This is a genomic window from Ensifer sp. ENS07 (genome assembly GCF_014852185.1).
In the GTDB taxonomy this organism is placed as follows: Bacteria; Pseudomonadota; Alphaproteobacteria; order Rhizobiales; family Rhizobiaceae; genus Ensifer; species Ensifer adhaerens.
This window is the reverse complement of record NZ_JACVBE010000015.1, coordinates 55,334-78,342: the sequence shown is the minus strand read 5'-3', so window position 1 is coordinate 78,342 and position 23,009 is coordinate 55,334. Positions and strand designations below refer to the sequence as shown.

Genomic DNA, 23,009 nt, shown 5'->3' with positions numbered 1-23,009 from the left:
TCTACCCATAACGCAAGTTGCTCCCAAGCGGAATCGCCGCCGGCAGAAACTATCCGGCAATGGCGGCGATTTGCAGGTTCTGGTGGAAGAAACGGCCCGGATCAGAAGGATTGGCCGATACCGGCATAGATGCCGTACTTGGTGCCGCCGGGATATTTGTTAAGCGGAACGGCAAAGTCGAGGCGGATCGGGCCGAAGGGCGTGGCGTAACGCAGGCCGATGCCGGCGCCGGCGCGGATGTCGGAGAAATCCGGCGTCGTCTTCGCAGACACCGTACCGGCGTCGATGAAAGGCACGACGCCGATGGTGTCGGTGATGGCGATGCGGGCTTCGAGCGAGGCATTGACATAGGAGCGTCCGCCGGTCTCCTCGTTGTCGGAATTGCGCGGGCCGATCTCCTGGTAGGAATAGCCGCGTACCGAGCCGCCACCGCCGAGATAGAAGCGGCGGTTGGCAGGAATGTCTTCGAGCCCGCTGCCGCCGACGAGCATGCCGGCGCCGATCTTGCCGGCAAGCACGAAGCGCTTCTCGTCGCCGAGCGCATGGTAACCGGATGCCGAGGCTTCGAAGGACGAGAAGAAGGTCTGCCCCTTGATTTCGTAGCTCGGCTTGGCGTTTATCATCGCCCGGTAGCCTTCGGTCGCGTTCAGCTTGTCGTTACGGGTATCGCGCACATATTCGAGCGGGATCGCGGCCGTCAGATAGGAGTTCGAGCCGAAGGCGTCGTCGATATTGGCCCAGCTGAGCTCGCCGCCGCCTGAGACGGTGTCGGTGTCCGAGAGCTCGAAGGTGGCGCCGGCCGCTGCCGTCAGGATCTTGGCGCGGTAGGCGTCTGGGTCCTGGATGTTGGCCTTGACGCTCGCGGTAAAGGTGGAAGCCGGGCCGAAGGCACCGGGTTTGGCAAACAGGATGCCAACCGAATAGTCGAGCTTGTCCAGTTCCTTGGTCTCGCCGATGCGGTCGACCGATCCTTCGATGCGCAGCGATTCGGCGCGGCCGAAAAGGTTGCGGTGTCCCCAGTAGCCCGAAAGCCCGAGGCCGTCGGTGGTCGAGACCTGGGCGCCGAAGCCGAAATACTTGTGCTTGCCTTCGGACACCTCGATCTTCATCGGGAGAGATCCATCGGGCGAAAGCGCATTGGCTTCCTTGATGGTGACGCTCGAAAAGACGCCGAGCTGGCGCAGGCGCTCGGAGGCTTTGCGGATGTCCGCGGGCGAATAGGGACGGCCTTCGTTGAGGCGTGAGTAGTCGCGCACGAAACCCGGGTCGACGGTCTTCGTTCCGTCGACGCTGACTTCGCCGACTGGGGCAACCGGGCCGCCGCTGGCGCCGATGACGATGTCGACGGTCGAGTTGGCGTGGTTGGCGACAGCGCTGCGTTCGGTGAGCTTGGCCAGGGGGCGACCCTGCTCGCGCAGATCGTTCACGACCTTTTCGCCGGCCTTGATGATCAAGGTGGAATCGGCACGCGCGCCGGCGGGCAGGCCGTAATCAGCGGGACTGAAACCGGCCGCATCGCCTTCGAACTTGACGGAACCGACGTTGAAGACCGGACCCGGCGTCACGGTGACGGTGACCGGAATCGGCTTGCCATCCGGGAAAGACGGATCCGGCGGCAGACTGTCGATATCCTGGCCGTTGATGCGGATCGCGATGGTGCCGCCGTAGCGGGCCTTTTCGTAGAGTGCGGCAAGCAGCCGGTCGCGGTCGTCACGCGCCCGAATTGCCAGGCCAAGATCGCCGGAGACAGGCTTTTCCTGGCCCTGCACGAGCTGCGAGCTGTTTTCCAGCGCTTCCTTCAGTTCCTTGTCTTCGGTGCCGGCGTCGAAGGTGAGGGTATAGTTGACCGGGTCGATCACCGGCGCCTCTTCCTCGTCGCTCTCGAAAAACTTCATGCCGAAGAGCTTGAAGGCATAGGCCTTCTCGGCGGAAAGCGGGCCGAGCGCGCACGAAAAGGCAACAGCAAGCGAAGTCGCTGCCTTCCAGTACGCAATACTCGACCGTGGTGGGGACATTCGCTTCCGCATCCCGTCTTCAGGCGACCCAATACAAACTGCCTGCTTATGCGGCTGGGTCACTATCGCATGCCTAAGGTTTTCCATCTGTTAACGATGACGATCCGCTGCATCCACCCCTGATGCCGAATTTCGGTGCCGATTCCGTCGAAAAAGCGCGGAAATGTTGTCGGCGCAGCACAACCACCGCCGACAACCAGTAAGGCGCTGCGCCTTTTTGGAGGCTTAAATGCCGCCTTGTCCGCTGTATCGAGCCGCTACGCCGCCTCGGGCAGCGCCCGCAATTGCGGTACGCCGGAAGCGATGATGACGAGGAACTGGATGAGGAAACCGACCGCTGCGACGGCAAGGCACGCCTCGACGCCGAAGCGTGTGGCGACGATGGCGCCGAGCGCTGCACCGATCGGCCGGGCGCCGAAGGTGGCGGTGGTGATGAAGGCCGATACGCGCCCGAGCATCGCATTGGGGGTGACGGCCTGCCGCAAAGTGAGCGTGGCGATCGACCAGAGCACCGGGCCGGCGCCGAACAGGAAGAAGCTCAAACCGGCAAGGGCGCCTGAGGGAACCCAGATGGTCGAGAGCATCACGGCCGCAGCCGTCAACCCGCCGAGCGGGCCGAGGGCGATCATCAGGCCGAAGGGGATCCGGCGCGCAATGGCGGGGGCTGCGAAGGCGCCGATCATCATGCCGGCGCCATAGATGCCAAGCGTGATGCCGACGCCGGTCGCCGTCAGCCCGAGGGTCTGAATGGCATAGGCGACATAGACCGCCTGCAGCACGAACCAGGCCGTGTTGAAGACGATGGCGGTCACCAGAATGGGCCTGAGCAGCGCGTGGCCGCCCAGGAACCGGGCGCCTTCGGCGAGATCCTGAAGGAGGTTGCGCCTGGGAGCGGTCGGTTGCTGCTGGTCGCCAAGGCCGGCGAGCAGGACGACAGAGAGAAGGGACAGGGATGTGGCGGCGACATAGGCGAGCGATGCGCCGGTCCATGCGACGATCGCGCCGCCGATCGCCGGTCCGCCGGAATAGGCGAGACTGCGGGCGAGCTCCAGCCAGCGATTGGCGTCGGCGAGTTGGTGACGGGGCACGATCGCCGGCACCAGGGCTGGGGCGGCGACATTGTAGCAGACCGTGCCAATGGCGCCGACGAAGCCCATGACGGCGAGCAGCGGCAGCGACAGCAGGCCGCCGAGCATCAGCAACAGCGTGGCAACCAGCGACAGCGCGCGCAGCATTTCCGAGGAGACCATCAGCCTGCGCCGCGATGCGCGGTCGGCAACGAGACCGGCGGGAATGGAGAGCAGAAGGAATGGCAGCGTCTGCGCCATCTGCAGCCATCCGGTTTCCGCAGGGCCTGCGGCGAGCAGAAGCACGGCGGCGAGCGGAGCGGCGGCCAGCGCCATCTGCTCGGAAAACTGTGCGAACAGGTTAGACCAGCCGATGCGCTTGAAGGCCGGTGGCAGGGTGTCGCGTGGTGGGTTTGGCATGGAAGAACCTCGATCATGAAACGTCGAGGTCAGCAGACGGGATTGCTTCGGCGGTTGCCACCCGATTTCGGCGCCTTCGTTGGCCGCTGCGCGTTGTGTGCGGCAGAGGATGCGGTTGCCGCAACGAAAAACCCCCTCAGGGCGGTCAGCCGTGAGGGGGAAACATCAAACCAGACCGTCGGGCGGCTCAAGCTGCAGCCGACGGCAGGCTGCCTGTCGCCTTAGCGCGGGCACGAGTCGATGTAGCGGCGGCCGTAGCGGTCGCGATAGTAGCACTGGCCGGGCTGCTCGGTGACGTTGCCGATGACTGCGCCGGAAACACCGCCGATTGCCGCGCCGACTGCAGCGCCACGGACGTCGCCGGTAACAGCGCCGCCGATGATCGCGCCGGAAACGGCACCGATGCCGGCGCCCTTTTCCGTCTGGGTGCAGCTTGCGACCGCCAGGGCGACCAGCACAAGTGCGATGGCTTTCTTCATGTTGTTCTCTCCGATGTCTACGGATCTCAAGCCTATCGCTCAGTCCGTCCCGTGGATGATGGCGAAGCCGGGAACATCCCGCTCCACCGGAACTTGCGGTTCGGAAAATACGCGGTCCCCATCGAAAGTCTACGGGAGCGCTGCGGTTTCTTCCTGCCGGCAAGATAATGATATCGTTCCTGAACGGGACATGAAGGCAGTTCCCTTCGGCACAACCGGCGTGGAAAAATTTTGTCGTTCGGCGGGCAGGGGCGGTTGCGGCATTCCAAAAAAAGACAAATGATACAAACAAGCCTGCGAAAATCCGGAGGAGCGGATCCGTGGGCGACGGGCATCGATATCAGTTGGCGCGTACCCTAGTCGCGTGAACCATCTCACCCGACTTTCCGGCCGCGCTCGTGTTGGCATTGACCGACCCCGGAGGAGCGAAATGGCGAAAGTAACAATGACGGTCAACGGCCGTCAGGTGAGCGGTCATTGCGACGACCGCACATTGCTGGTGCAATTCATACGCGAAAATCTCGGACTGACCGGCACCCATGTCGGCTGCGATACCTCGCAGTGCGGCGCCTGCGTCATCCATATGGACGGAAAGTCGGTCAAGAGCTGTTCCATCCTCGCCGCGCAAGCCGCAGGCTCTACGATCACCACCATCGAAGGGCTGGCGGCCGATGGCGAACTGCATCCGGTGCAGGCGGCCTTCAAGGCCAATCACGGCCTGCAATGCGGCTTCTGCACGCCCGGCATGGTGATGACGGCCGTCGACATGATCCGCAGGCATCAGGGTCAGCTGGACGAGGCGACGGTGCGCGCCGAGCTCGAAGGCAACATCTGTCGTTGCACCGGTTACCACAACATCGTGAAAGCGATCCTTGCCGCCGCCGCCGAGATGAGCGGCGCCCGTGTGGCCGCAGAATAGCGGCAGAACGGGGGCGGAATCTCGCCCCTGACGCATGTCACTCAGGACCGATGCATGGCCGTCGGGACTGTCGCTGGATATCTCGGGAGGAGATAGGCAATGGGCGTTGAAGGCATTGGCGCGCGCGTGGCGCGCAAGGAGGACAAGCGGTTCCTGACCGGCAAGGGCCGCTATACGGACGACATGTCCGTGCCGGGGATGAAATATGCGGTGTTCGTGCGCAGCCCGCATGCGCATGCGAAGATCCTCAAAGTCGACGGGTCGGCGGCGATCGGCATGCCAGGCGTGATCGGCGTGCTCGACGGCAAGCAGTTGCTCGCCGATGGTATCGGCAACCTGATCTGCGGTTGGATGATCCATTCCAAGGACGGATCGCCGATGAAGATGGGCGCCTGGCGGCCGCTCGCGCACGAGACCGTGCGATACGTCGGCGATGCGGTGGCGATCGTCGTTGCCGACAGCGTCGCCGAGGCGCGTGATGCTGCCGAAGCCGTGGTCGTCGAATACCAGGAGCTTCCCGTCGTGATCGACGCCTCAAAGGCGCTTGAGGCGGGACAGCCGCAGCTTCACCCGGAAGCGCCCGGTAACCTGATCTTCGACTGGCAGATCGGCGACGAAGCGGCGACCGACAAGGCGATCGGCGCTGCGGCGCATGTCACCGAAATCACCATCCACAACAACCGGCTTTCGCCCAACCCGATGGAGCCGCGTGCGGCGATCGGCATCTACGACGCCGGCGACGACCACTATACCTGCTACACCACCAGCCAGAACCCGCATGTGGCCCGGCTGGTGATGAGCGCCTTCTATAATGTCGCGCCGGAAAACAAGCTGCGGGTGATCGCGCCCGATGTCGGCGGCGGCTTCGGCTCGAAGATCTACATCTATCCGGAGGAGATCGTCTGTCTCTGGGCGTCGAAGCGCACCGGCGTGCCGGTCAAATGGACGTCGGACCGCACCGAAGCGTTCCTCACCGATGCGCATGGTCGCGACCACGTGTCGAAGGTGAAGATGGCGTTCGATGCGAGCAACCGCATCATCGGGCTCAAGGTCGATACGATCGCCAATCTCGGCGCTTACATGTCGCTGTTCTCCTCGGCGGTGCCGACTTATCTCTATGCGACGCTGCTCTCCGGGCAGTACGACATCGCGGCGATCCATGCGAATGTGCGCACGGTCTATACCAACACTGCGCCCGTCGACGCCTATCGCGGCGCCGGGCGGCCGGAGGCGACCTATCTCTTGGAACGCACGATGGAGACGGCGGCCCGCGAACTCGGCGTCTCGCCTGCCGAATTGCGTCGGGTCAATTTCATCCGCTCCTTCCCGCATCAGACGCCTGTCATCATGAACTATGACGCCGGCGACTACGACGCTTCGCTCGAAGCGGCCATGCAGGCGGCCGACTGGAATGGCTTTGCCGGCCGCAAGGCGGAAGCGGAAAAGCGCGGCATGAAGCGCGGCATCGGCATGAGCTGTTACATCGAGGCCTGCGGCATCGCACCGTCGGCGGCGGTGGGTTCGCTCGGTGCTGGCGTCGGTCTTTGGGAATCGGCCGAAGTGCGGGTCAACGCCGTCGGTACGATCGAGGTCCTGACCGGCTCGCACAGCCATGGCCAGGGCCACGAGACGACCTTTGCCCAGCTTGTCGCCGACCGCTTCGGTGTGCCGATCGACAGCGTCAACATCGTGCATGGCGATACCGACAAGGTGCAGATGGGCATGGGCACCTACGGCTCGCGCTCCGGTGCTGTCGGCATGTCGGCCGTCGTCAAGGCGCTCGACAAGGTCGAAGCCAAGGCGAAGAAGATTGCCGCTCACCTGATGGAAGCGGACGAAAGCGACATCGTCATCGAAAACGGCGAACTGAAGGTCGCCGGCACCGACAAGACCGTGCCGTGGTTCCAGATGGCGCTTGCCGCCTACACCGCCCACAATCTGCCGGCCGGCATGGAGCCGGGGTTGAAGGAGGGGGCCTTCTACGACCCTGCCAACTTCACCTTTCCGGCCGGCTGCTACATCTGCGAGGTGGAGGTCGATCCGGAAACGGGCCGAACCAAGATCATCCAGTTTGTCGCGGCCGACGACTTCGGCAACATCATCAACCCGATGATCGTCGAGGGACAGGTGCATGGCGGTATTGCCCAGGGCATCGGCCAGGCGCTGCTCGAAGGCGTGCATTACGATGCCTCCGGCCAGCTTTTGACGGCGAGCTACATGGACTACGCCATGCCGCGCGCCGACGACCTGCCGTCGTTCCAGGTCTCGACCTCGAACACGCCCTGCCCGAACAATCCGCTGGGCATCAAGGGCTGCGGCGAGGCCGGCGCCATCGGCTCGCCACCGGCGCTGATCAACGCCATCACAGATGCCATCGGCAACAACGCGCTTACCATGCCGGCGACACCGCAGAAGGTGTGGGCGGCGGCGCACGCGGCCAAGTGAACGGGAGGACACCTCATGTACGAGACCCAATATCACCGGGCGTCCTCGGTTCAGGACGCCGTCAGCCGAATGGATGCGGCCGGCGAAGGCAAGTACGTCTCCGGTGGCATGACCCTCATTCCGACGATGAAGCAGCGGCTGGCGTCGCCGAGCGATCTGATCGACCTTCGGCACATCGCCGACATGCAGGGCATCTCAGTCAACGGCCGATCCGTGCGGATCGGCGCGGCCACGACACATTATGAGGTCGCCTCGTCGGCGGCGCTCAAAGCTGTGTGTCCGGCGATCTGCAGCCTTGCCAGCCATATCGGCGATCCGCATGTGCGACACATGGGCACGATCGGCGGCTCCATCGCCAACAACGATCCGGCGGCGGATTATCCGGCAGCGATGCTCGGGCTCGGCGCGACGATCGTGACCAACCGGCGGGAGATCGCGGCCGACGATTTCTTCACCGGTCTGTTCGAAACGGCGCTGGAAGACAGCGAGATCGTCGTCGCGGTCAGCTTCGACGCCCCGGCAAAGGCCGCCTACCAGAAATTCGCCAACCCGGCCTCGCGCTACGCGATGACCGGTGTCTTCGTCGCCAAGCGCGACAATGGCGAGATCCGGGTCGCGGTCACGGGTGCGGGCGCAAATGGCGTTTTCCGTCAGGCGGAGATGGAGGCAGCCCTTGCTGCCAACTGGACGCCGGATGCGCTCGGCAATATTAGCGTCGATGCCTCGGAGCTGCTCTCCGACATTCACGCGGATGCGGCCTATCGCGCCAATCTGGTGAAGGTCATGGCCAAACGCGCCGTTGCGGCGGCATGACCAGCCTTCGCCGTCACACCAACATTGAAAAAGGACGGCTTCGGCCGTCCTTTTTTCATCCTTGCTTGACTTCGATCAAGCTTGACGTGATGAACATGCACTAAGGCTTTCTTTGGAATGTTTCAAAACTAGGGCTGTTCCCGTTGAAACGGTTTCAGTGAAAGCAGCGAAGATGCTCAGGCTCAAAAATGCTAGATCATCTCGGATGCACTCGCTGGGAAGGCAGCGCGTCAAGGGCCTTTTGCCGCAGTTGGCAGATGCTGGGCATTCCGAGGTTGACCCCAGGTCGCTTTGATTGAAGAAAAGCGGCCGGGCACTGGAGAAAATGATGGATTTCGAGAATTTCTTTAAGAACGAGCTGGACGGGCTGCATCAGGAAGGCCGCTACCGGGTTTTCGCAGACCTCGCCCGTCATCGCGGCCAATTCCCGAAGGCCGTGCGCCATACGGCTGAAGGCGTTCAGGAAGTCACCGTCTGGTGTTCGAACGACTATCTCGGCATGGGCCAGCATTCTGTCGTCACCGAGGCGATGAAGCGCGCCATCGACGAATGCGGCGCCGGCGCCGGCGGCACCCGCAACATTTCCGGTACCAACCACTACCACGTCCTGCTTGAGCGCGAGCTCGCGGACCTGCATGGCAAGGAATCGGCACTGCTCTTTACTTCGGGCTACGTGTCCAACTGGGCCGCGCTCGGAACGCTCTGTTCCAAGATTCCCGGTGTTATCGTCTTCTCGGACGCCGGGAATCACGCTTCGATGATCGAGGGGATCCGTCACTCCAAGTGCGAACGCGTCATCTTCAAGCATAATTCGGTCGCTGACCTCGAGGCCAAGCTCGCTGCCGCCGATCCGCGTGCGCCGAAGCTCATCGCTTTCGAGTCCGTCTATTCGATGGATGGCGACATCGCGCCGATCAAGGAATTCTGCGACCTCGCCGACAAGTACGGCGCCATGACCTATCTCGACGAAGTGCATGCGGTCGGCATGTACGGCCCGCGCGGTGGCGGCATTGCCGAGCGCGAAGGCCTGATGCACCGCCTGACGGTGATCGAAGGCACGCTCGGCAAGGCTTTCGGCGTCATGGGCGGCTACATCACCGGCTCCGCCGCACTCTGCGACTTCATCCGCTCGTTTGCCTCCGGCTTCATCTTCACGACGGCGCTGCCGCCGACGCTTGCCGCCGGCGCGCTCGCCTCGATCCGCCACCTGAAGGAAAGCCAGGTCGAACGTTTCGCGCACCAGGAACGTGTGCGTCGCCTGCGCTCGCTGCTCGACCAGCGCGGCATTCCGCACATGCCGAACCCGAGCCATATCGTGCCGGTCATGGTTGGCGACGCTGCCAAGTGCAAGTGGATCTCGGATCTCCTGCTCGATAATTTCGGCGTCTACGTGCAGCCGATCAACTATCCGACGGTGCCGAAGAAGACCGAGCGCCTGCGCATCACCCCGACGCCGCTCCATTCGGATGCCGATATCGACCATCTCGTCGGCGCGCTGCATTCGCTGTGGTCGCGCTGTGCGCTGGCCCGCGCTGTCGCGTAAGGCCAATCTTGCCGGCGCCATGCGCGCCGGTCAGAAAGCTCTGAATTACCGAAGCAGCCCGGCCGCCAAGTGCCGGGCTTTTTCGTCGGCGGCAAAGACGTCGTCCATCGTTGCTGCCGCCGGCAGGTCGGCGAGCTTGTCCATGACCTTTTCGACGATCTCTGCCATGGCGAGAAAGCCGGTGCGGCCGGCGATGAACGCGTCGAGCGCGGTTTCCTTGGCGCCGTTGAGGACCGCACCCTGCACCCCGCCTTCGACCATGGCGCGTCGCGCCAGGCGGATGGCCGGGAAGCGCACTTCGTCCGGAGCCTCGAAATCGAGGCGGGACAGCTTGGCGAAATCGAGCCGCTCGATCGGCAGGCTGCAGCGGCTCGGATAGGAGAGCGCATAGCCGATGGCGGTGCGCATGTCCGGGCAGCCGAGCTGGGCGAGCACCGATCCGTCGGTATAGCCGACCATCGAGTGGATCACCGACTGCGGATGCACGATCACCTCGACCTGCGCGGGTTCGAGCGCGAAGAGGTGCTTTGCCTCGATCATCTCCAACGCCTTGTTGAACATAGAGGCGCTGTCGATCGAGATTTTCAGCCCCATCGACCAGTTCGGATGGGCGCGCGCCACGTCCGCCGTCACGTGACGCATTTCTTCCAGCGACTTGGTGCGGAACGGGCCGCCGGAAGCGGTCAGGATGATGCGCTCGACCGCATGGCGCTGGTGTTCTTCCAGAACCTGGAAGATGGCATTGTGTTCGCTGTCGACCGGAAGCAGCCGACCGCCGCCTTTCTTCACCGCGTCGATGAACAGACTGCCGGCGGAAACCAGGCACTCCTTGTTGGCAAGCGCGATGTCGGCGCCGCGGCGGGCGGCGGCAAGCGTCGGCGCCAGGCCGGCATTGCCGACGATCGCCGCCATCACCCAGTCCGCGCTGCGCTCGGCCGCCTCGATCAGGCCGCTCTTGCCGGCGGCAACCTGAATGCCGGTGCCGGCGAGCGCGGCCTTCAGGTTTTCGTACTGGCTATCGTTGGCGGTGACGGCGAGTTCGGCGCCAACTTTCACGGCCTGCTCGGCGAGCAGGGGAATGTTGCCGTTGCCGGTGACGGCGACGACGTCGAAGCGCTCACGGCCGCCAAGGCGCTCGATAACGTCGAGCGTGTTGGTGCCGATCGAACCGGTCGAGCCGAGGATCGTCAGTCGGCGCTTCGCACTGTCGTGGGATGCCATGCCAATACCCATGTTCTTCTTTTCGGACGGGATGCCCGGCTGAGCCTTCGCCGCGGGCGCATGATCTTCACGAGATCGATCCGAGTTTTTATGTTGTTTGCTAGGCTCTACAGGCGAAATCCGCCGGCAACAAGGGCGCGGTCTTCATTCCGTCTCGTCCGCAGGCTAAGAATTGGGTGCCTTGAGTCGGGGTCCGGAGGAGTTCGCGATGCTGAAAATCATAACCGCCGTTTCCTGCGCCTGCGTCGCGATCGAAATGGCATCGATGCAGCCGGTTGCGGCAGAAAACGTGCCGCCGCAGCTCGTCGCCACCTGGCTTGCCGAAGATATCGGTGGGGGTGGGGTCATCGACAATCTCCAGTCGACCCTGGAGATCCGCGAGGACGGGACCTATGGCGGCATGGCCGGCTGCAACCATTTCACCGGTACTTTCAGTCTCTCCGGCTCGAAGATCACCTTCGGCCCGGCGGCATCGACACGCAAGATGTGCGTGCCCGCGGTGATGAACCAGGAGCAGAAGTTCCTCAAGGCGCTCAGCAACGAGCTTTCCTGGTCGGTGGAAGGATCGAAGCTCGTGCTTGGCAAGGCCGGCGGCGGCATCGCCCTGAAACTGGCGTCTATGACGGCAGCGTCTGAAGGCGCCGACGTGACGATCCGCGTTCCCGGCGCCGATGCGGTGGACCGGCAATCGGTCCGCTACGACTGCGGCGGCAAGGCGATCGAGGCGGAATACATCAATGCCGGCCCGGTTTCGCTGGTGACCTTCACCATCGACGGCACATTCGTCGTCGCCTCAAACGTGATAGCTGCGTCCGGAGCCAAATATGCCGGCGGGCAATATGTCTGGTGGACGAAGGGCGAGGAAGCAACGCTGTATGATGCCACCAAAGGCGACGAGGATCGGGGAACCGCCTGCAAGCCGGCATCCTGAGCCGGCTTCTCGCCTGAGCGGAAACACCAGGCGCGGCCTGCGCCTGGGTGAACCAGTGGCATAAGTTGTCGCCTCGATTGGAACTTTTTCCTTCGCGTCCTAGTTACAATCCCGACGCCATCGCGGCGCTGTTGTGTGAAAATGGGAGTGTTCCATGGGGCTGCTTATCGGAATTCTGATTACCTTCCTCGTCATCGTGCTGGTGCTCTATCTCGTCCAGCGTCTGCCGCTCGACGCGCGCGCCAAGCAGATCGTCCAGATCATCGTCATCATCATCGGCATCATCTCTCTGTTGAAATATCTCGCCGTCTTCTGATGTGTCGGCTTCCAGCCAAAGGCCGCCGGATCGCAAGGCCCGGCGGCCTTTGACTGTCCGGTTGATGCTGACAGGATCTGACAGCGGCAGTGCCTAGGGTCCGGGCATCGAAAAGGAGACCCGACGATGCTGTCACCGAACCTTATCCTGCTCTATGTCGAAGACCCAACCGGAAGCGCTGCCTTCTATACCGGCCTGCTTGGACGCGAACCCGTTGCATCCTTCCCGACCTATGTCGCCTTCCAACTCGAAAACGGGCTGACGTTCAGTCTCTGGTCCACCGGTGCACGGGATTTCGTTTCGTCGGGAAGCGGTCACCGCTCTGAAGTCGCCTTCATGGTCAAGGACGATGCCGAGGTCGAGCGCCTTTATGCGGAATGGCGCAGCAAAGGGATCACGATCGAGCAGGAGCTGAAGACGGCGGTCTTCGGCCGCACCTTCGTCGCGCTGGACCCGGATGGACATCGGCTGCGCGTGTGCCGGCCCGATGATTGAAATCATCAGGTTTTGGTGGACCGAACGCGGATAGCAACGCTTATTGCGCGGCCGTCGGCGCTCTGCGGTCAAGGATGGCCTGGAACAGGGCGGCCTGACGCTCGGTCGCGGCGCGGATCGCGCTGAGCTGCCGCAGCATCGAGCCGAAAGCCGCGAGAAGTATGCCGCTCAGGATCGCGCTCAAGGCCCAAGGCAGTATGACGAGCGCCCGAAGCTGCGCCGTTGCCGGATCGGCAGCGAGCAGCGCGATCGCGGCGGCCAGAGCGGCCAGGATGATGACGATGGCGATGATTTGCAGAAGCTTACCCATGGTGTCCTCCCGTCATGCGCGCACCGTCAGGCAGACTGCATCTCCTGTCAAGCCAGCCGCCCAGCGCGGCAACCTTGCGATCGTGATCGAAGGAACGGGACCGGCCCAACAAAAAAAGGCCGGGGCAAACCCGACCTTCCTCATCACCTTCCGTCGATGCCAGTTCATCCGTGGTCATCAGGAAGATGTGAGTGTTGTTTAGCTGTCGTTCGTGACAGGCGCATGACGTCAGCGCGTTTCTTTTCCCCTGCGCCGCCCTGCGCCAGCAACGGGCGCTCCCACTCTACCATTTGCCCAGATGCGCGCCGCCGTCCACGTTCAGCACCTCCCCGGTTATGCGCGGCGCCCTGGTCAGGAACAGGACGGCATCCGCGATCTCGGCCACGCTGGAAATGCTGTGCATCGGCGAGAGCGTGTTCAGGAAATCCCGCGGGTTGTCCTTGTGGAGCGGCGTGTCGACGACACCGGGGGCCACGACGTTGACGCGGATTCCGTCCCTTGCGTATTCCATGGCGATGTTCTTCGAGATCGCGTTGATGCCGCCCTTGGTCAGCATGGCGACCGAAGCGTTCATGCCTGCAATCGGTCGGTCGGCAAGGGGTGTCGTGATGCTGACGATGCTGCCGCCTCTTTTCTGCGAAAGCATCTGCTTGATCACAAGCTGGGTCGTGTGGAGGAATCCCTCGATGTTGGTGGCGCTCAGCTGCCGGTAGTCTTCGGCGGTGTAGTCGACGAAGGGCTTGGTGAAGAAGATGCCGGCATTGTTGACGAGCGCGTCGATCGAGCCGAACCGGGCGATCGCGGTTTCGACCACGCGTTTCGCCGTCTCCGGATCGGCGATATCGCCGTCGACCCGGGCCAGTCGGTCCGATTCGGTGATTTCGCGCGATTGGCTGACATTGCGCGAGGTTGCGACGACGCTGTAGCCCTCTGCCAGAAAAGCGTTTGTGAGGCCCGCGCCGATGCCCTGGGATGCACCGGTGATGATGGCGACTTTGTTTGTCATCTGATCTCTCCGTGGATGGACGGTTTCGGTGAGATCAATATGGCTGCTGCCAGATTGTGCGATTAGGCGGAAATATCTGGAATTACTTTTCCAACGATGCAAAAATCTTCCCATGGTCGATCTGAATGATATCGCGGTCTTTGCGGCCGTTGCCCAATTCGAGAGTTTCAGCCGGGCGGCACGTTCGCTCGGCATGCCGGTCTCCACCGTCAGCCGCAAGGTCACGGCGCTCGAGGAGCAACTGGGCGTCACGCTCATCCAGCGCACGACGCGCAAGCTCAGTCTCACGGCGCAGGGGCGCGCCTATTATGCGGAATGCGGCGAACCGCTGAAGCAGCTTCGCGACGCGGAGCGGGTGCTGAGCGAGGCACAGAGAAGACCGGAGGGGTTGCTGCGGGTCACCGTTCCCATGACCCTCGGGCAGCCGCCCTTCTTTGATTTCCTGTCCGCATTTCTGAAGACGTATCCCGAGATCGAGGTCGATCTGCTCGTCACCAACATGTCCATGGACCTCGTTGCCGAAAACATCGACGTCGCAGTGCGGTTCGGAGACTTGCGCGATTCGTCGCTTGTCGCGCAGCGTTTGGGTCGAAGCACCCATTTCCTGGTGGCCGCACCCGGCTATCTCGACAAACATGGCACCCCATCGCGACCCGAAGACCTGAGTGGCCACCGCTGTGTCCTGGTCAATGCCCGGGGCAACGAGGCCGAATGGCATCTGGTCAAGGGTGGCGAAGCGGCCAGCCTGCGTGTGACCGGGGCGGTGTCGGTCCACGATATCCAGTCGGCGAGTGCCATGACCGAGCGCGGCCACGGCATCGGCCGGCTCCCGCCGATCTTCTGTGACAGCCTGCTTGCGAGCGGTAAGCTTCTGCGCGTGCTTCCGGGATGGTCCGCGCCGGATGTCTTTGTGCATGCGGTCTATCCGACGCGGCGCTTCCTGCCATCGCGGCTGCAGGTGTTTCTGCAGGAACTCAAAGCCTGGGGCGGCCCGGCGTGGCAGCCGCTTCGGTGAGCGTGCGTTAGGGCACGATCTCCTCGAGCTTCTGCGCAAAGGCGCTGAAGCCGGCGCGGCGATAGGTAGCCTGCGCCTTCGGGTGATCCCATTCGTCCGTATGTAGCCAGATCCGGTTTGCACCTCGGTCCCAGACGGCGCGCAGCGCGCTATCGAGCAGAAATGGCCCCAGCCTTTGGCCGTAAACATCCGGGATCAGGCCGAAATGGGTGAGCTCGACATCCCCGGTATCGGCGCGGTCGAATTCACAGAGCCCGACTGCGCGGCCATCCAGCCGGACGATGTAGAGGATCGTGGAGGCGCTTCTGAGAAAGTCGTCGAGATCGGCCGTCGGCATGCGCAGCCGCTGATCCCAGCGCAACGGTTCGCCGACGGCGCGATAGAGCGAAAGAAACGCAGCGGCATCCGGACGTTCGGACGCGACGACCGCTTGCGCGATCGGTGCCGGAAACGCGTCGCCCGCCGGACGTTCGAGCATTTCCATATAGGTCACGAGCAGATGAACCGTGTTTTCTCCGGAGGGGGTTGCTTTGCTGTCATCCACGGCGTCAGCACGGCGTGCGCCGCGTCCAATTCGATTAAGGGGGGGCTTGGAGAATGGTGATCCCGCCGCGATTCGAACGCGGGACCCCCAGATTAGGAATCTGGTATTAATCCTTGTGTTCCAGCACTTTCACGCCGCATGTCGCATCCGTGTTGCATTCACGCCAGAAAGGCTTTTTCGGCCTCCGCCAATTCGGCGCCGTCATCACCCCTCGGGAAGAGGTGGCCATAGACGTCCATGGTCATCATGATTGAGCTGTGCCCCAACCGCTCCTGGACCACCTTGGCAGGCAGTTCTAGGCCGCCGTCCGTCCGCCGGTTGATGCACCAGGAGGCGTAAAAATGGCGCAGCGCGTGCATCCCGGTGTACTTCGGATCGAGGATAGGCTTCCCATCCTCGTCGACCTCTCCGCTATCAACTGACACGCCGGCTTTCAGCCAAAATGGATGGAGGCCGCGGCGAAGGATGTTGTTCAGCTGCTCGACCTTGCCGGTCCCGTTCGGGAAGACGAGATCCAGAACCATGATCTTCTCGCCGGCCTCGTCGACCTTGCCCGTATCCTTCTTAGGGCAGGCGAGTTTCCACTCCCGAAGCGCGTTTATAACCATCGGCGGCGCCGGCAAGGCGCGTTCGCCCGAAATAGATTTGGGTCTGCCGATGTCGTTGAAGCGGTCGGCTCTCTGATGGACCCGAATTTCGCGCTTCTCCAGGTCGACATCCTGCCAGCGCAAGCCCCGAAGCTCGGAGGCTCGCAAGCCGCAGAAAGTCGCCGTAAGGATCAATGGCCGCCAGCGCCCGGCGAGATGCGCCACCAGCGCCTTCACCTCGTCTCTGGTTGGGATGTCCACCCCGATCTTGAGGCGTCCCTTCTGACGCTTCTCCTGTCGTTTCTCGCCGGCGCCGCGGCGCCCCTTGATGTCCCGGACAACATTGCGCGCAACCAGGCCACGCTCCTGCGCATCGGCGATCATTGTACCGAGGCTGACAAGCACCTTCTTGATCATCGCAGGCGAGCGATCAGCTTCCCGCAGATCATCCTCAAACACTCTGACCTTCGCGATCGTCAACGCTGGCAGCTTTACTGCGCCCAGACGGGGGTTGATGTGTAAGCGCACGTGGCGTTCGTAGTCTTCGAGTGTGGCGCGCTCCAGTCCGGCAGCCTTCGCGCTGGCAAGCCACAGTTTCCCCGCAGCTTCAATGGTGACGCTCGCGCTGTCGGCGACGTGTGTGCCTTCTCTAACCTGAACGGTGGCCGTCGCTGCGAAGGCGTCAGCATCCTTCTTTTTGGTGAAGGTCTTCAGTCTGCGCTTGCCGCCATTGTCGGCATAGTCGACGACCCAAGCGGATTTCTCGACGCCCTTGGGGGTGGTCCATGTGCGCTTGCGGACGCTCATTTTTTCGATCCCTCGTCGATCTTCTGCTCAAGACGAGCCAATTGATTGAAGAGCTTGTCAAAAAGGTCAGGCGTAAGGGGAGTGCCCGTCATCTTCGGATCTGGCCTATTGGCAAGATCCTTCAATACGGCGGCCGTGGCGCGCTGGCTCTCAACTAGCATCTCGATGGCCTCGCCTTGATGCTTCACTAGGTCTTCGGCCTCGGTCTTGATCTCATCGCGGTCCTTAGAGAGTTGGAGCAGCTCTGCCTTCAGCTTTTCCAGGTACTCAGTCTGCGCTTTGAGTGCGTTGATGCGTTCTTCGATGATCGTGGACTGTGGGTTCTGCTGTTTTTCGACGCTCTCGCCAAACGCCCGCGCAGCCTCATCATCGTCAAAGAACGGAACGTATTCCAGAGGATTGGTGCCGGACGCTGCCGATCTCTTGTCAGCCTCGATCCGCTCGACGAGCTCCTTGCCATAGGCGATGAGTTTCCGATCCGTGTCGGTAATGACGTCCCTCAAGGGCTCGAGCCCTTGTTCCATCAATGCCATGTCGGCCTCGAAAAGTCCGCTCTCGATCAGCTGCACGATTTCGGAATTCATCGAGCGGCCGTTGTGATCGGCATGTCTTTTGATCCTTTCGCGCAACCCGTCAGGCAGACGTAGCGGAAATTGATCGGACCCTCGTCCAACTCTCGTGGCGGCCATGCAGGCTTACTTTCCCCTGTGAACAATATCACCGTAATTTCTTTTCGCTTGACGCGCAATGAAATCACCGTAATTTACATTACCGTGATTTCATTAACAGGAGATTACCAGCAAATGGAAAATCAGAACGACGAAGTCGCAGCCTCTCTCGATCTCATTTGGGGGCTCGACGGAATCGCAAAGGCGATCGGGCGGACTGTCCGGCAGACGCATCACATGCTTTCGACTGGGAAGCTCCCAGCTAAACAGATCGGGAATCGTTGGGTGATCGAGCGTAGCAAGCTCATTGCGTTCTTCATGGAGGACGCGGCGTGACCCCTAAGAAAGCAAATGGCCCGGCAGAGGCGGCAACCTCTCCGAGCCGTGGTTCCACCAATCCGCAGAAGGATAAGGAAATGAACAGCTTTAACGCTACCACGTCGCAGCAGGCAGCGAAAGCCCCCAAGGCTGCCTGCCCGAACGACCATCGTCTCGACGCCTTCATGGAACTCGAAACAGAGGTGCTCGACCTCATGAACATGAGCGCCATCACCAGCGACATCGTCCTCGACTTTTTCAGCCAACCGGAGGCGCGAGAAGGGAAGTATGTCGTCTTCCGCATTTCCGAAGATTTTCGCGATCGGCTCTGCTTTGCCGTCGCGAACGTGAGCAATCGGGCCGATGCGCTCGCCACGAATTACATGACCGCCTTCTGTGGGGAGGTGCGGTCATGAACCGGCGCACGGTACTCAAAGGCGGCATCGTCCTGGCCGTCACCAGTCACACCGCCGTCTCCACCGCTGAAGTTGGTACCGAAGAACCGCTAGTGGCGGCCATCCGGGCTTATCGTGCCGGCCTCATCGCATTTGGTGAGCTCCCCGACAGCGATTTCGGAAAGGTCGAGACATACGAGCCTTGGCAAGAGATCCTGGACAATTGGAATGAACCGGCCAGGACCAGAGAAGGCGCTATCGAGGCGCTTAGGGCTGCCCTCGGCGACGATGACGGCCTTTATGGTTGCGAAGGCGCCGACCGGATGGTCAAGGCGGCGCTCGGCTATCTGGAGGCGCTGTCATGACGAGCGTTCATCTCCTTCAAGCAACCGTCGCCGCCAGCGCCGCTATCGCTGAGTGCAGCGCTGCGGCCGAACTTCTGGCCCGAGCAATGGAACGCGCCCATGGCGGAAGCTGGCGTATCCAGATCGATCACGAGGATGAAGTCGCCATAGTCGCCCGCCGTCACCACCGCGGGCCGCTCACTCCGAAGCCGGAGGTGGCGTGATGAACATCATCAATTTTCCGACGCGTCGCGCCCGCCTGAGTGCCATCACGCGTGAAGCCATCGAGAACGAGATCGAGCGGTTGATCGAGCTACTCGACATGGTCGATGGCGACGAGAACCTCGAACCGGAGCTCGCCGGCTTCGACGAGCGCTGCATGGATGACCGTGAGGGCGACGACGAGCGGGAAGATGACCCGGCGGAGATCGGCATAGCCGACCTCGGCGGCTTGGCTGAACAGGCGCCCTTCTTCGGGTTCTGCTTCGAGCATGTGCTGTGAAAGGGGATCATGTGACGAAGATTGTCCATTTCCCTCGCGCACATGCGCCTGCGCGTGACGCGCGCGGGGGCAAACCGGCGCCCATCCCGTTCGATGCTCGCACCGAGCGGGAGCTGGCGCTCTGGAACGCCTACGTGGCCGCCCTGACGCTTGCTAATCGGACATTGAAGTTCGAACACGGCAGAGCGGCTGCCATAGCCTTCCAGCAGTTCATGAAACTGTTCTGCGCTCCGGAAGACGTCGCGCCATGACGAAGCCAGAGCCGAGCCACGCCGACGAACCGAACCGCATCTCCGATCTGTGGGATGACTTCGTCGATGCGCTCGGCGAGCTTCGCAGATCCTGCACTCCCACAAACATCGCCGCCGCTACCGCGCTCTATTGGCGCTGGTCGCGCGCGGCCAGGAAACGCAAATGAGCAAACCGAAGGCGAGGCGCGTCGATTTCTTCCCCGACGAATACATCGCGGGTGTTGGCGGTGTCCTTCGCGCCGATGAACAGGGCATCTATTGGATGATTTGCGCACTGATCATGTCAGAGGGCGGCGCGATCGAGCAGAACGACAGGCGGCTTGCCGCTCTCTGCCAGATCCGGCCGGCTGACGTCCGAAAGCTGGTGGATGGGCTCGTCGAGAAGGGCAAGATTGTGCGTCAAAGTGACGGCAAACTGTCCCAGAAACGTGCTCAAAGTGAAGTCGAAAAATCCCTAAACCGCATTCAAACTGCGTCCGAAAATGGTGCAAACGGTGGGAGACCAAGCCGTAAAATCGAACGAAATCAACACACCGCCGAAGCGGGCGGTTTTTCTACAGAAAAACTAACCACCAACCACCAACCACCAACCACCAACCTAAAAGAAAAAGAAGAACCTTCCGGTTCTTCGAAAAAGCGTGGGACCAGGCTGCCGCCTGAATGGTCTTTGCCGGACGAGTGGCGAGCCTATGCGGCCAAAAAGGGGCTAGCCAACGGGCGCATCGACCTTGAGGCCGAGAAGTTCAAAAACCATTGGCTTCAGCAGTCTGGCCAGCGAGGCGTGAAAGCCGACTGGCTCGCGACGTGGCGAAACTGGGTGATCAATGCCGCGACCGGCTTCGGCAGGAAGGGGACAGCGGCCACCGCGCATCGCGACAAGAACGGCGACCTCACCAATGATTTCTTGTTTGGAGGGCGCTGATGGCAGACGTCAGATCAGCACTCGCCGAGCACGGCATCCGCTTGCGCGACTATCGCGTCGGCAGCCACAAGACGACCTGCCCGAATTGCTCGAGCGCACGCCGGAAGAAAAACGATCCCTGCCTCTCGGTTACGATCGATCAGGACGAGCGGGCGGTTTGGAAATGCCATCACTGCCAGTTTTCTGGCGGTGCGGGCGGCGAAGGCTTCCGCCCTGCAATCGAGCGGCGGGTCTATCGCAAGCCCGTCAGGCCGACTCGGAAAGAGCAGCCCGACACGATGCTCGCATGGTTCAACAAGCGCGGCCTCACTCAGGAGACAGTGCAAGCCTTCGGCGTGCACAAGACGCGCGCATGGTTCCCCCAGACCCAGCAGGAGGAGGACTGCATCGCTTTCCCGTACGAGTGGGACGGCGAACTTCGCAACGTCAAGTACCGCACGGCGAACAAGCACTTCAGGCAGGAGAAGGACCCGGAGCCGGTGTTCTTCAACGCCGACAGTATCGGTGCCGGCGAGGAGTTGATCATCTGCGAAGGTGAGATCGACGTCATGTCCTTCGCCCAGGCCGGTTTCCCTCATGTCGTCTCGCTGCCGAACGGTGCGCCGTCGGGACCGGAGACGAGCGACAAACGCTATGAGCCCTTCGGTACGCATTGGGACCTGATCACCAAAGTTTCCCGCGTTCTGATCGCGTCTGACATGGACGAGGCCGGGGAGGCACTTGCGCAGGAAATCGCGCGTCGCGTTGGGCGGGATCGATGCTACCGCGTCAAGATGCCAGCCGGCAGCAAAGACGCGAACGAGTGCCTCGTCGCTCATGGCGAGGAAGAGCTTCGCCGTTGCGTCGATCGAGCCACGCCGTGGCCTATCGACGGCCTCTATGGCATCGACGACTTCAGCGCCGAGGTCATGGATCTCTACCATGGCCGTGGCCCGCAACCGGTGTCGACGGGCTGGCCGGAGATGGACAAAGCGTTCCGCTACATCCCGGGCCAATTCATCGCGCTCACTGGCGTGCCAAACCACGGCAAGTCGCGTTGGTTGTCTCAGGTGATCGTGCAGACGGCGAGGCTCAGGGACGAGAAATGGGCCATCTTCTCACCAGAGACCGGGCAGGCGAACCAGATCGCGGACCTCTGCGAGATTTGGGCGGGAAATCCGTTCTACGACGGGCCGTCATTGCGGATGTCACCTCAGGACCTCTCGAACGCAATGCACTGGCTCCAGGAGCGCGTGTTTCTGCTCGGCACGATCGAGCACACGCCCTCGATCGACTGGCTTCTTGAGCGGGCGCGCGCCGCCGTCATTCGGCACGGCGTCCGGAACATCGTCTTCGACCCCTACAACGAGATCGAGGCTTCCCGGCCTGACAAGCAGACCGAGACCGAGTTCGTGTCGCAGCTCATCTCGAAGTGCAAGCGCTTCGGCAAGCTGCACGATTGCACGGTCTGGATGGTGATCCACCCTACGAAGCTCAAGGCCACGGAAGACGGCAAAGACCCGGTGCCGAACCTTTACGACCTCGCCGGCAGTGCGCACTGGCGCAACAAAGCCGACGCCGGCCTCGTCGTCTACCGCGACTATGCCCGCGAGGCGACGTTCGTCATCGCCAAGAAGATTCGCCGCCAGCCCATGTGCGGGATGGTCGGCTCCGTAAAATTCCAGTTTGTCGGCGCCGATCGGCGCTTCGAAGAAATCCCCGACAGCTATCAGCCTCTCGGAAAGGAAACCGTATGAGACATTTCGAATTCACCGACGTCGACCACTTGGGACGAGGTGTCCGCCACGGCTTCATCATTGCAGTTTCGAACGGCAAGGGCGGCAAGAAGGCTTGGGGCGACGAAATCTTCGAGACATGGGACGCTGCGCGCTCGACCGCGCTGCAATGCGTGCCCGGCCTGTTCGACATCGCACCCGCTCGCGAGGTCATCCACTTCGGCAAGAACCCGGTCTCGCATTCCTATCATCGGTCCATCCTGATCGGTGACAAGGACGATGCCAGCCATCGCTGGTATGCGGTCCGCGTCGCCCCCGGCTTCCAGCGCATGGCCAGGGCGATCGAGGGCCTGGCGGAACACCGCCGCGGCGAAAGCATTGTCGAGCGCAATCTCCGCGAGGAGAACATCGATGTGTTCATGCCGGCGTTCTGGAAGGAGCTACGGAAGCACCGGAGCCGAAAGCTCGTCGAGCGCCGCCTCCCGTTGCTCGTGGGCTATGCCTTCATCCGACACGATCCCGGCACCGGCTTCGACCCGGTAAGGGACGTCGACGGCGTCAGCAGCATCGTTTCCCGAGGCCGTGACGGTGGCCCGATCGAGTTTCTGGAAAAGGACATCCAGACGCTCATGATCTGGGGCTTCGATCAACACCAGGCGTATAAGTTCAAGCGAGCGACCGCGCTGGAAACGGCCCGTCATTCGCGGCGCATGAAGCTGAATACCGAGTTGGGGCGCATTCTCCCGCGCGGCCGCAGTCGCACAGTTTCGCTCCGGTACCACGCGGACGCCTGCATCGGCAGCCTGGATAACAAGCTGAAGGAGCGCGTTCTTGGGATTATCCAGCTGCTCGACGGGCTGGAAACCGATGAGCATCTTGATGCATATCGCGAAGCAGTATAGATATTTCGCATCTCCTTTGGGATGCCCGTTCGCGATCCACAGCCTTGCGCTCTGCTTCT

Annotated in this window: 28 protein-coding genes; 19 read left to right on the top strand and 9 right to left on the bottom strand. The window is 62.2% G+C overall.

Annotated elements, in window-relative coordinates:
- Positions 1-101 precede the first annotated feature (101 nt).
- The 3 genes from IB277_RS31275 to IB277_RS31265 all read right to left on the bottom strand — a co-directional run bounded on the left by IB277_RS31275 (position 102) and on the right by IB277_RS31265 (position 3,981).
- Positions 102-2,015: an autotransporter assembly complex family protein gene (locus tag IB277_RS31275; RefSeq protein WP_082566522.1), complete on the bottom strand. Its 1,914-nt coding sequence runs from the start codon at positions 2,013-2,015 to the stop codon at positions 102-104.
- A gap of 257 nt (positions 2,016-2,272) precedes the next feature.
- Positions 2,273-3,502, bottom strand: a complete 1,230-nt coding sequence (locus IB277_RS31270; RefSeq protein ID WP_060521366.1) for an MFS transporter — start codon at positions 3,500-3,502, stop codon at positions 2,273-2,275.
- Positions 3,503-3,723: 221 nt separating this feature from the next.
- Positions 3,724-3,981 carry a glycine zipper domain-containing protein gene (locus tag IB277_RS31265; protein WP_034802400.1) on the bottom strand — a complete coding sequence of 86 codons (258 nt, stop codon included), beginning with the start codon at positions 3,979-3,981 and terminating at the stop codon, positions 3,724-3,726.
- 430 nt (positions 3,982-4,411) lie between these two features.
- On the opposite strand from IB277_RS31265, the gene IB277_RS31260 reads away from it, so the two are divergent.
- The 4 genes from IB277_RS31260 (at position 4,412) to hemA (ending at position 9,701) form a co-directional block, all read left to right on the top strand.
- Entirely contained in the window at positions 4,412-4,900 is a 489-nt protein-coding gene (locus tag IB277_RS31260) for a (2Fe-2S)-binding protein (RefSeq protein ID WP_034802397.1), read from the top strand.
- Between the two features lie 99 nt (positions 4,901-4,999).
- Entirely contained in the window at positions 5,000-7,345 is a 2,346-nt protein-coding gene (locus tag IB277_RS31255; RefSeq protein ID WP_192372580.1) for a xanthine dehydrogenase family protein molybdopterin-binding subunit, read from the top strand.
- A 15-nt stretch (positions 7,346-7,360) separates the two neighbouring features.
- On the top strand, positions 7,361-8,158 hold the full coding sequence (locus IB277_RS31250; RefSeq protein ID WP_090295386.1) for a xanthine dehydrogenase family protein subunit M: 798 nt from the start codon (positions 7,361-7,363) through the stop codon (positions 8,156-8,158).
- A 328-nt stretch (positions 8,159-8,486) separates the two neighbouring features.
- Positions 8,487-9,701, top strand: a complete 1,215-nt coding sequence (hemA, locus tag IB277_RS31245) for a 5-aminolevulinate synthase (RefSeq protein WP_090295389.1) — start codon at positions 8,487-8,489, stop codon at positions 9,699-9,701.
- Positions 9,702-9,746: 45 nt separating this feature from the next.
- Here the strand turns inward: hemA and dxr are convergent, their stop codons facing one another.
- Positions 9,747-10,922 carry a 1-deoxy-D-xylulose-5-phosphate reductoisomerase gene (gene dxr, locus IB277_RS31240; RefSeq protein ID WP_090295472.1) on the bottom strand — a complete coding sequence of 392 codons (1,176 nt, stop codon included), beginning with the start codon at positions 10,920-10,922 and terminating at the stop codon, positions 9,747-9,749.
- Between the two features lie 208 nt (positions 10,923-11,130).
- On the opposite strand from dxr, the gene IB277_RS31235 reads away from it, so the two are divergent.
- From IB277_RS31235 to IB277_RS31225, 3 genes are all read left to right on the top strand, one after another.
- Positions 11,131-11,853 (top strand): META domain-containing protein, encoded by a 723-nt coding sequence (locus IB277_RS31235; RefSeq protein WP_110818911.1) that lies wholly within the window; start codon positions 11,131-11,133, stop codon positions 11,851-11,853.
- 154 nt (positions 11,854-12,007) lie between these two features.
- Positions 12,008-12,169: a Thivi_2564 family membrane protein gene (locus IB277_RS31230; RefSeq protein ID WP_089044368.1), complete on the top strand. Its 162-nt coding sequence runs from the start codon at positions 12,008-12,010 to the stop codon at positions 12,167-12,169.
- A 126-nt stretch (positions 12,170-12,295) separates the two neighbouring features.
- Entirely contained in the window at positions 12,296-12,664 is a 369-nt protein-coding gene (locus IB277_RS31225; protein ID WP_060582868.1) for a VOC family protein, read from the top strand.
- Positions 12,665-12,704: 40 nt separating this feature from the next.
- Here the strand turns inward: IB277_RS31225 and IB277_RS31220 are convergent, their stop codons facing one another.
- On the bottom strand, positions 12,705-12,974 hold the full coding sequence (locus IB277_RS31220; protein ID WP_090295394.1) for a hypothetical protein: 270 nt from the start codon (positions 12,972-12,974) through the stop codon (positions 12,705-12,707).
- Here IB277_RS31220 and IB277_RS31215 point away from each other — a divergent pair.
- Positions 12,973-13,176, top strand: a complete 204-nt coding sequence (locus IB277_RS31215) for a hypothetical protein (protein WP_110818912.1) — start codon at positions 12,973-12,975, stop codon at positions 13,174-13,176. The genes IB277_RS31220 and IB277_RS31215 overlap by 2 nt on opposite strands.
- A gap of 81 nt (positions 13,177-13,257) precedes the next feature.
- Here the strand turns inward: IB277_RS31215 and IB277_RS31210 are convergent, their stop codons facing one another.
- Entirely contained in the window at positions 13,258-13,980 is a 723-nt protein-coding gene (locus tag IB277_RS31210) for an SDR family NAD(P)-dependent oxidoreductase (protein WP_089044371.1), read from the bottom strand.
- A gap of 112 nt (positions 13,981-14,092) precedes the next feature.
- Between IB277_RS31210 and IB277_RS31205 the strand changes: the two genes are divergently transcribed.
- The gene (locus tag IB277_RS31205) at positions 14,093-14,995 is read left to right on the top strand and encodes a LysR family transcriptional regulator (protein WP_192372578.1); all 903 of its coding nucleotides are present in this window, start codon (positions 14,093-14,095) and stop codon (positions 14,993-14,995) included.
- Between the two features lie 7 nt (positions 14,996-15,002).
- On the opposite strand, the gene IB277_RS31200 is transcribed toward IB277_RS31205, so the two are convergent.
- The 3 genes from IB277_RS31200 to IB277_RS31190 all read right to left on the bottom strand — a co-directional run bounded on the left by IB277_RS31200 (position 15,003) and on the right by IB277_RS31190 (position 17,622).
- On the bottom strand, positions 15,003-15,539 hold the full coding sequence (locus tag IB277_RS31200; RefSeq protein WP_244546730.1) for a GNAT family N-acetyltransferase: 537 nt from the start codon (positions 15,537-15,539) through the stop codon (positions 15,003-15,005).
- Positions 15,540-15,697: 158 nt separating this feature from the next.
- Positions 15,698-16,933 (bottom strand): site-specific integrase, encoded by a 1,236-nt coding sequence (locus tag IB277_RS31195; RefSeq protein WP_192372576.1) that lies wholly within the window; start codon positions 16,931-16,933, stop codon positions 15,698-15,700.
- The gene (locus IB277_RS31190; protein ID WP_192372574.1) at positions 16,930-17,622 is read right to left on the bottom strand and encodes an Arc family DNA-binding protein; all 693 of its coding nucleotides are present in this window, start codon (positions 17,620-17,622) and stop codon (positions 16,930-16,932) included. The genes IB277_RS31195 and IB277_RS31190 overlap by 4 nt, the downstream gene beginning before the upstream one ends.
- Positions 17,623-17,640: 18 nt before the next feature.
- Between IB277_RS31190 and IB277_RS31185 the strand changes: the two genes are divergently transcribed.
- From IB277_RS31185 to IB277_RS31140, 10 genes are all read left to right on the top strand, one after another.
- A complete protein-coding gene (locus IB277_RS31185) occupies positions 17,641-17,937 on the top strand; it encodes a hypothetical protein (RefSeq protein ID WP_371813724.1) in 297 nt (98 codons plus the stop codon).
- Between the two features lie 80 nt (positions 17,938-18,017).
- Positions 18,018-18,335, top strand: a complete 318-nt coding sequence (locus tag IB277_RS31180; protein WP_192372572.1) for a hypothetical protein — start codon at positions 18,018-18,020, stop codon at positions 18,333-18,335.
- Positions 18,332-18,679, top strand: coding sequence for a hypothetical protein (locus IB277_RS31175; RefSeq protein ID WP_192372570.1), 348 nt, complete (start codon positions 18,332-18,334; stop codon positions 18,677-18,679). Before IB277_RS31180 ends, IB277_RS31175 begins: the two co-directional genes overlap by 4 nt.
- Positions 18,676-18,882 (top strand): hypothetical protein, encoded by a 207-nt coding sequence (locus IB277_RS31170; protein ID WP_192372568.1) that lies wholly within the window; start codon positions 18,676-18,678, stop codon positions 18,880-18,882. Before IB277_RS31175 ends, IB277_RS31170 begins: the two co-directional genes overlap by 4 nt.
- Positions 18,882-19,160, top strand: a complete 279-nt coding sequence (locus tag IB277_RS31165; protein ID WP_192372566.1) for a hypothetical protein — start codon at positions 18,882-18,884, stop codon at positions 19,158-19,160. Before IB277_RS31170 ends, IB277_RS31165 begins: the two co-directional genes overlap by 1 nt.
- A gap of 11 nt (positions 19,161-19,171) precedes the next feature.
- Entirely contained in the window at positions 19,172-19,411 is a 240-nt protein-coding gene (locus IB277_RS31160; protein WP_192372564.1) for a hypothetical protein, read from the top strand.
- Positions 19,408-19,578, top strand: a complete 171-nt coding sequence (locus IB277_RS31155) for a hypothetical protein (protein WP_192372562.1) — start codon at positions 19,408-19,410, stop codon at positions 19,576-19,578. The genes IB277_RS31160 and IB277_RS31155 overlap by 4 nt, the downstream gene beginning before the upstream one ends.
- Positions 19,575-20,333: a DUF1376 domain-containing protein gene (locus IB277_RS31150; RefSeq protein ID WP_192372560.1), complete on the top strand. Its 759-nt coding sequence runs from the start codon at positions 19,575-19,577 to the stop codon at positions 20,331-20,333. Before IB277_RS31155 ends, IB277_RS31150 begins: the two co-directional genes overlap by 4 nt.
- A complete protein-coding gene (locus tag IB277_RS31145) occupies positions 20,333-22,069 on the top strand; it encodes a toprim domain-containing protein (RefSeq protein WP_192372558.1) in 1,737 nt (578 codons plus the stop codon). Before IB277_RS31150 ends, IB277_RS31145 begins: the two co-directional genes overlap by 1 nt.
- A complete protein-coding gene (locus IB277_RS31140; RefSeq protein ID WP_192372556.1) occupies positions 22,066-22,950 on the top strand; it encodes a transcription termination/antitermination NusG family protein in 885 nt (294 codons plus the stop codon). The genes IB277_RS31145 and IB277_RS31140 overlap by 4 nt, the downstream gene beginning before the upstream one ends.
- Positions 22,951-23,009 lie beyond the last annotated feature (59 nt).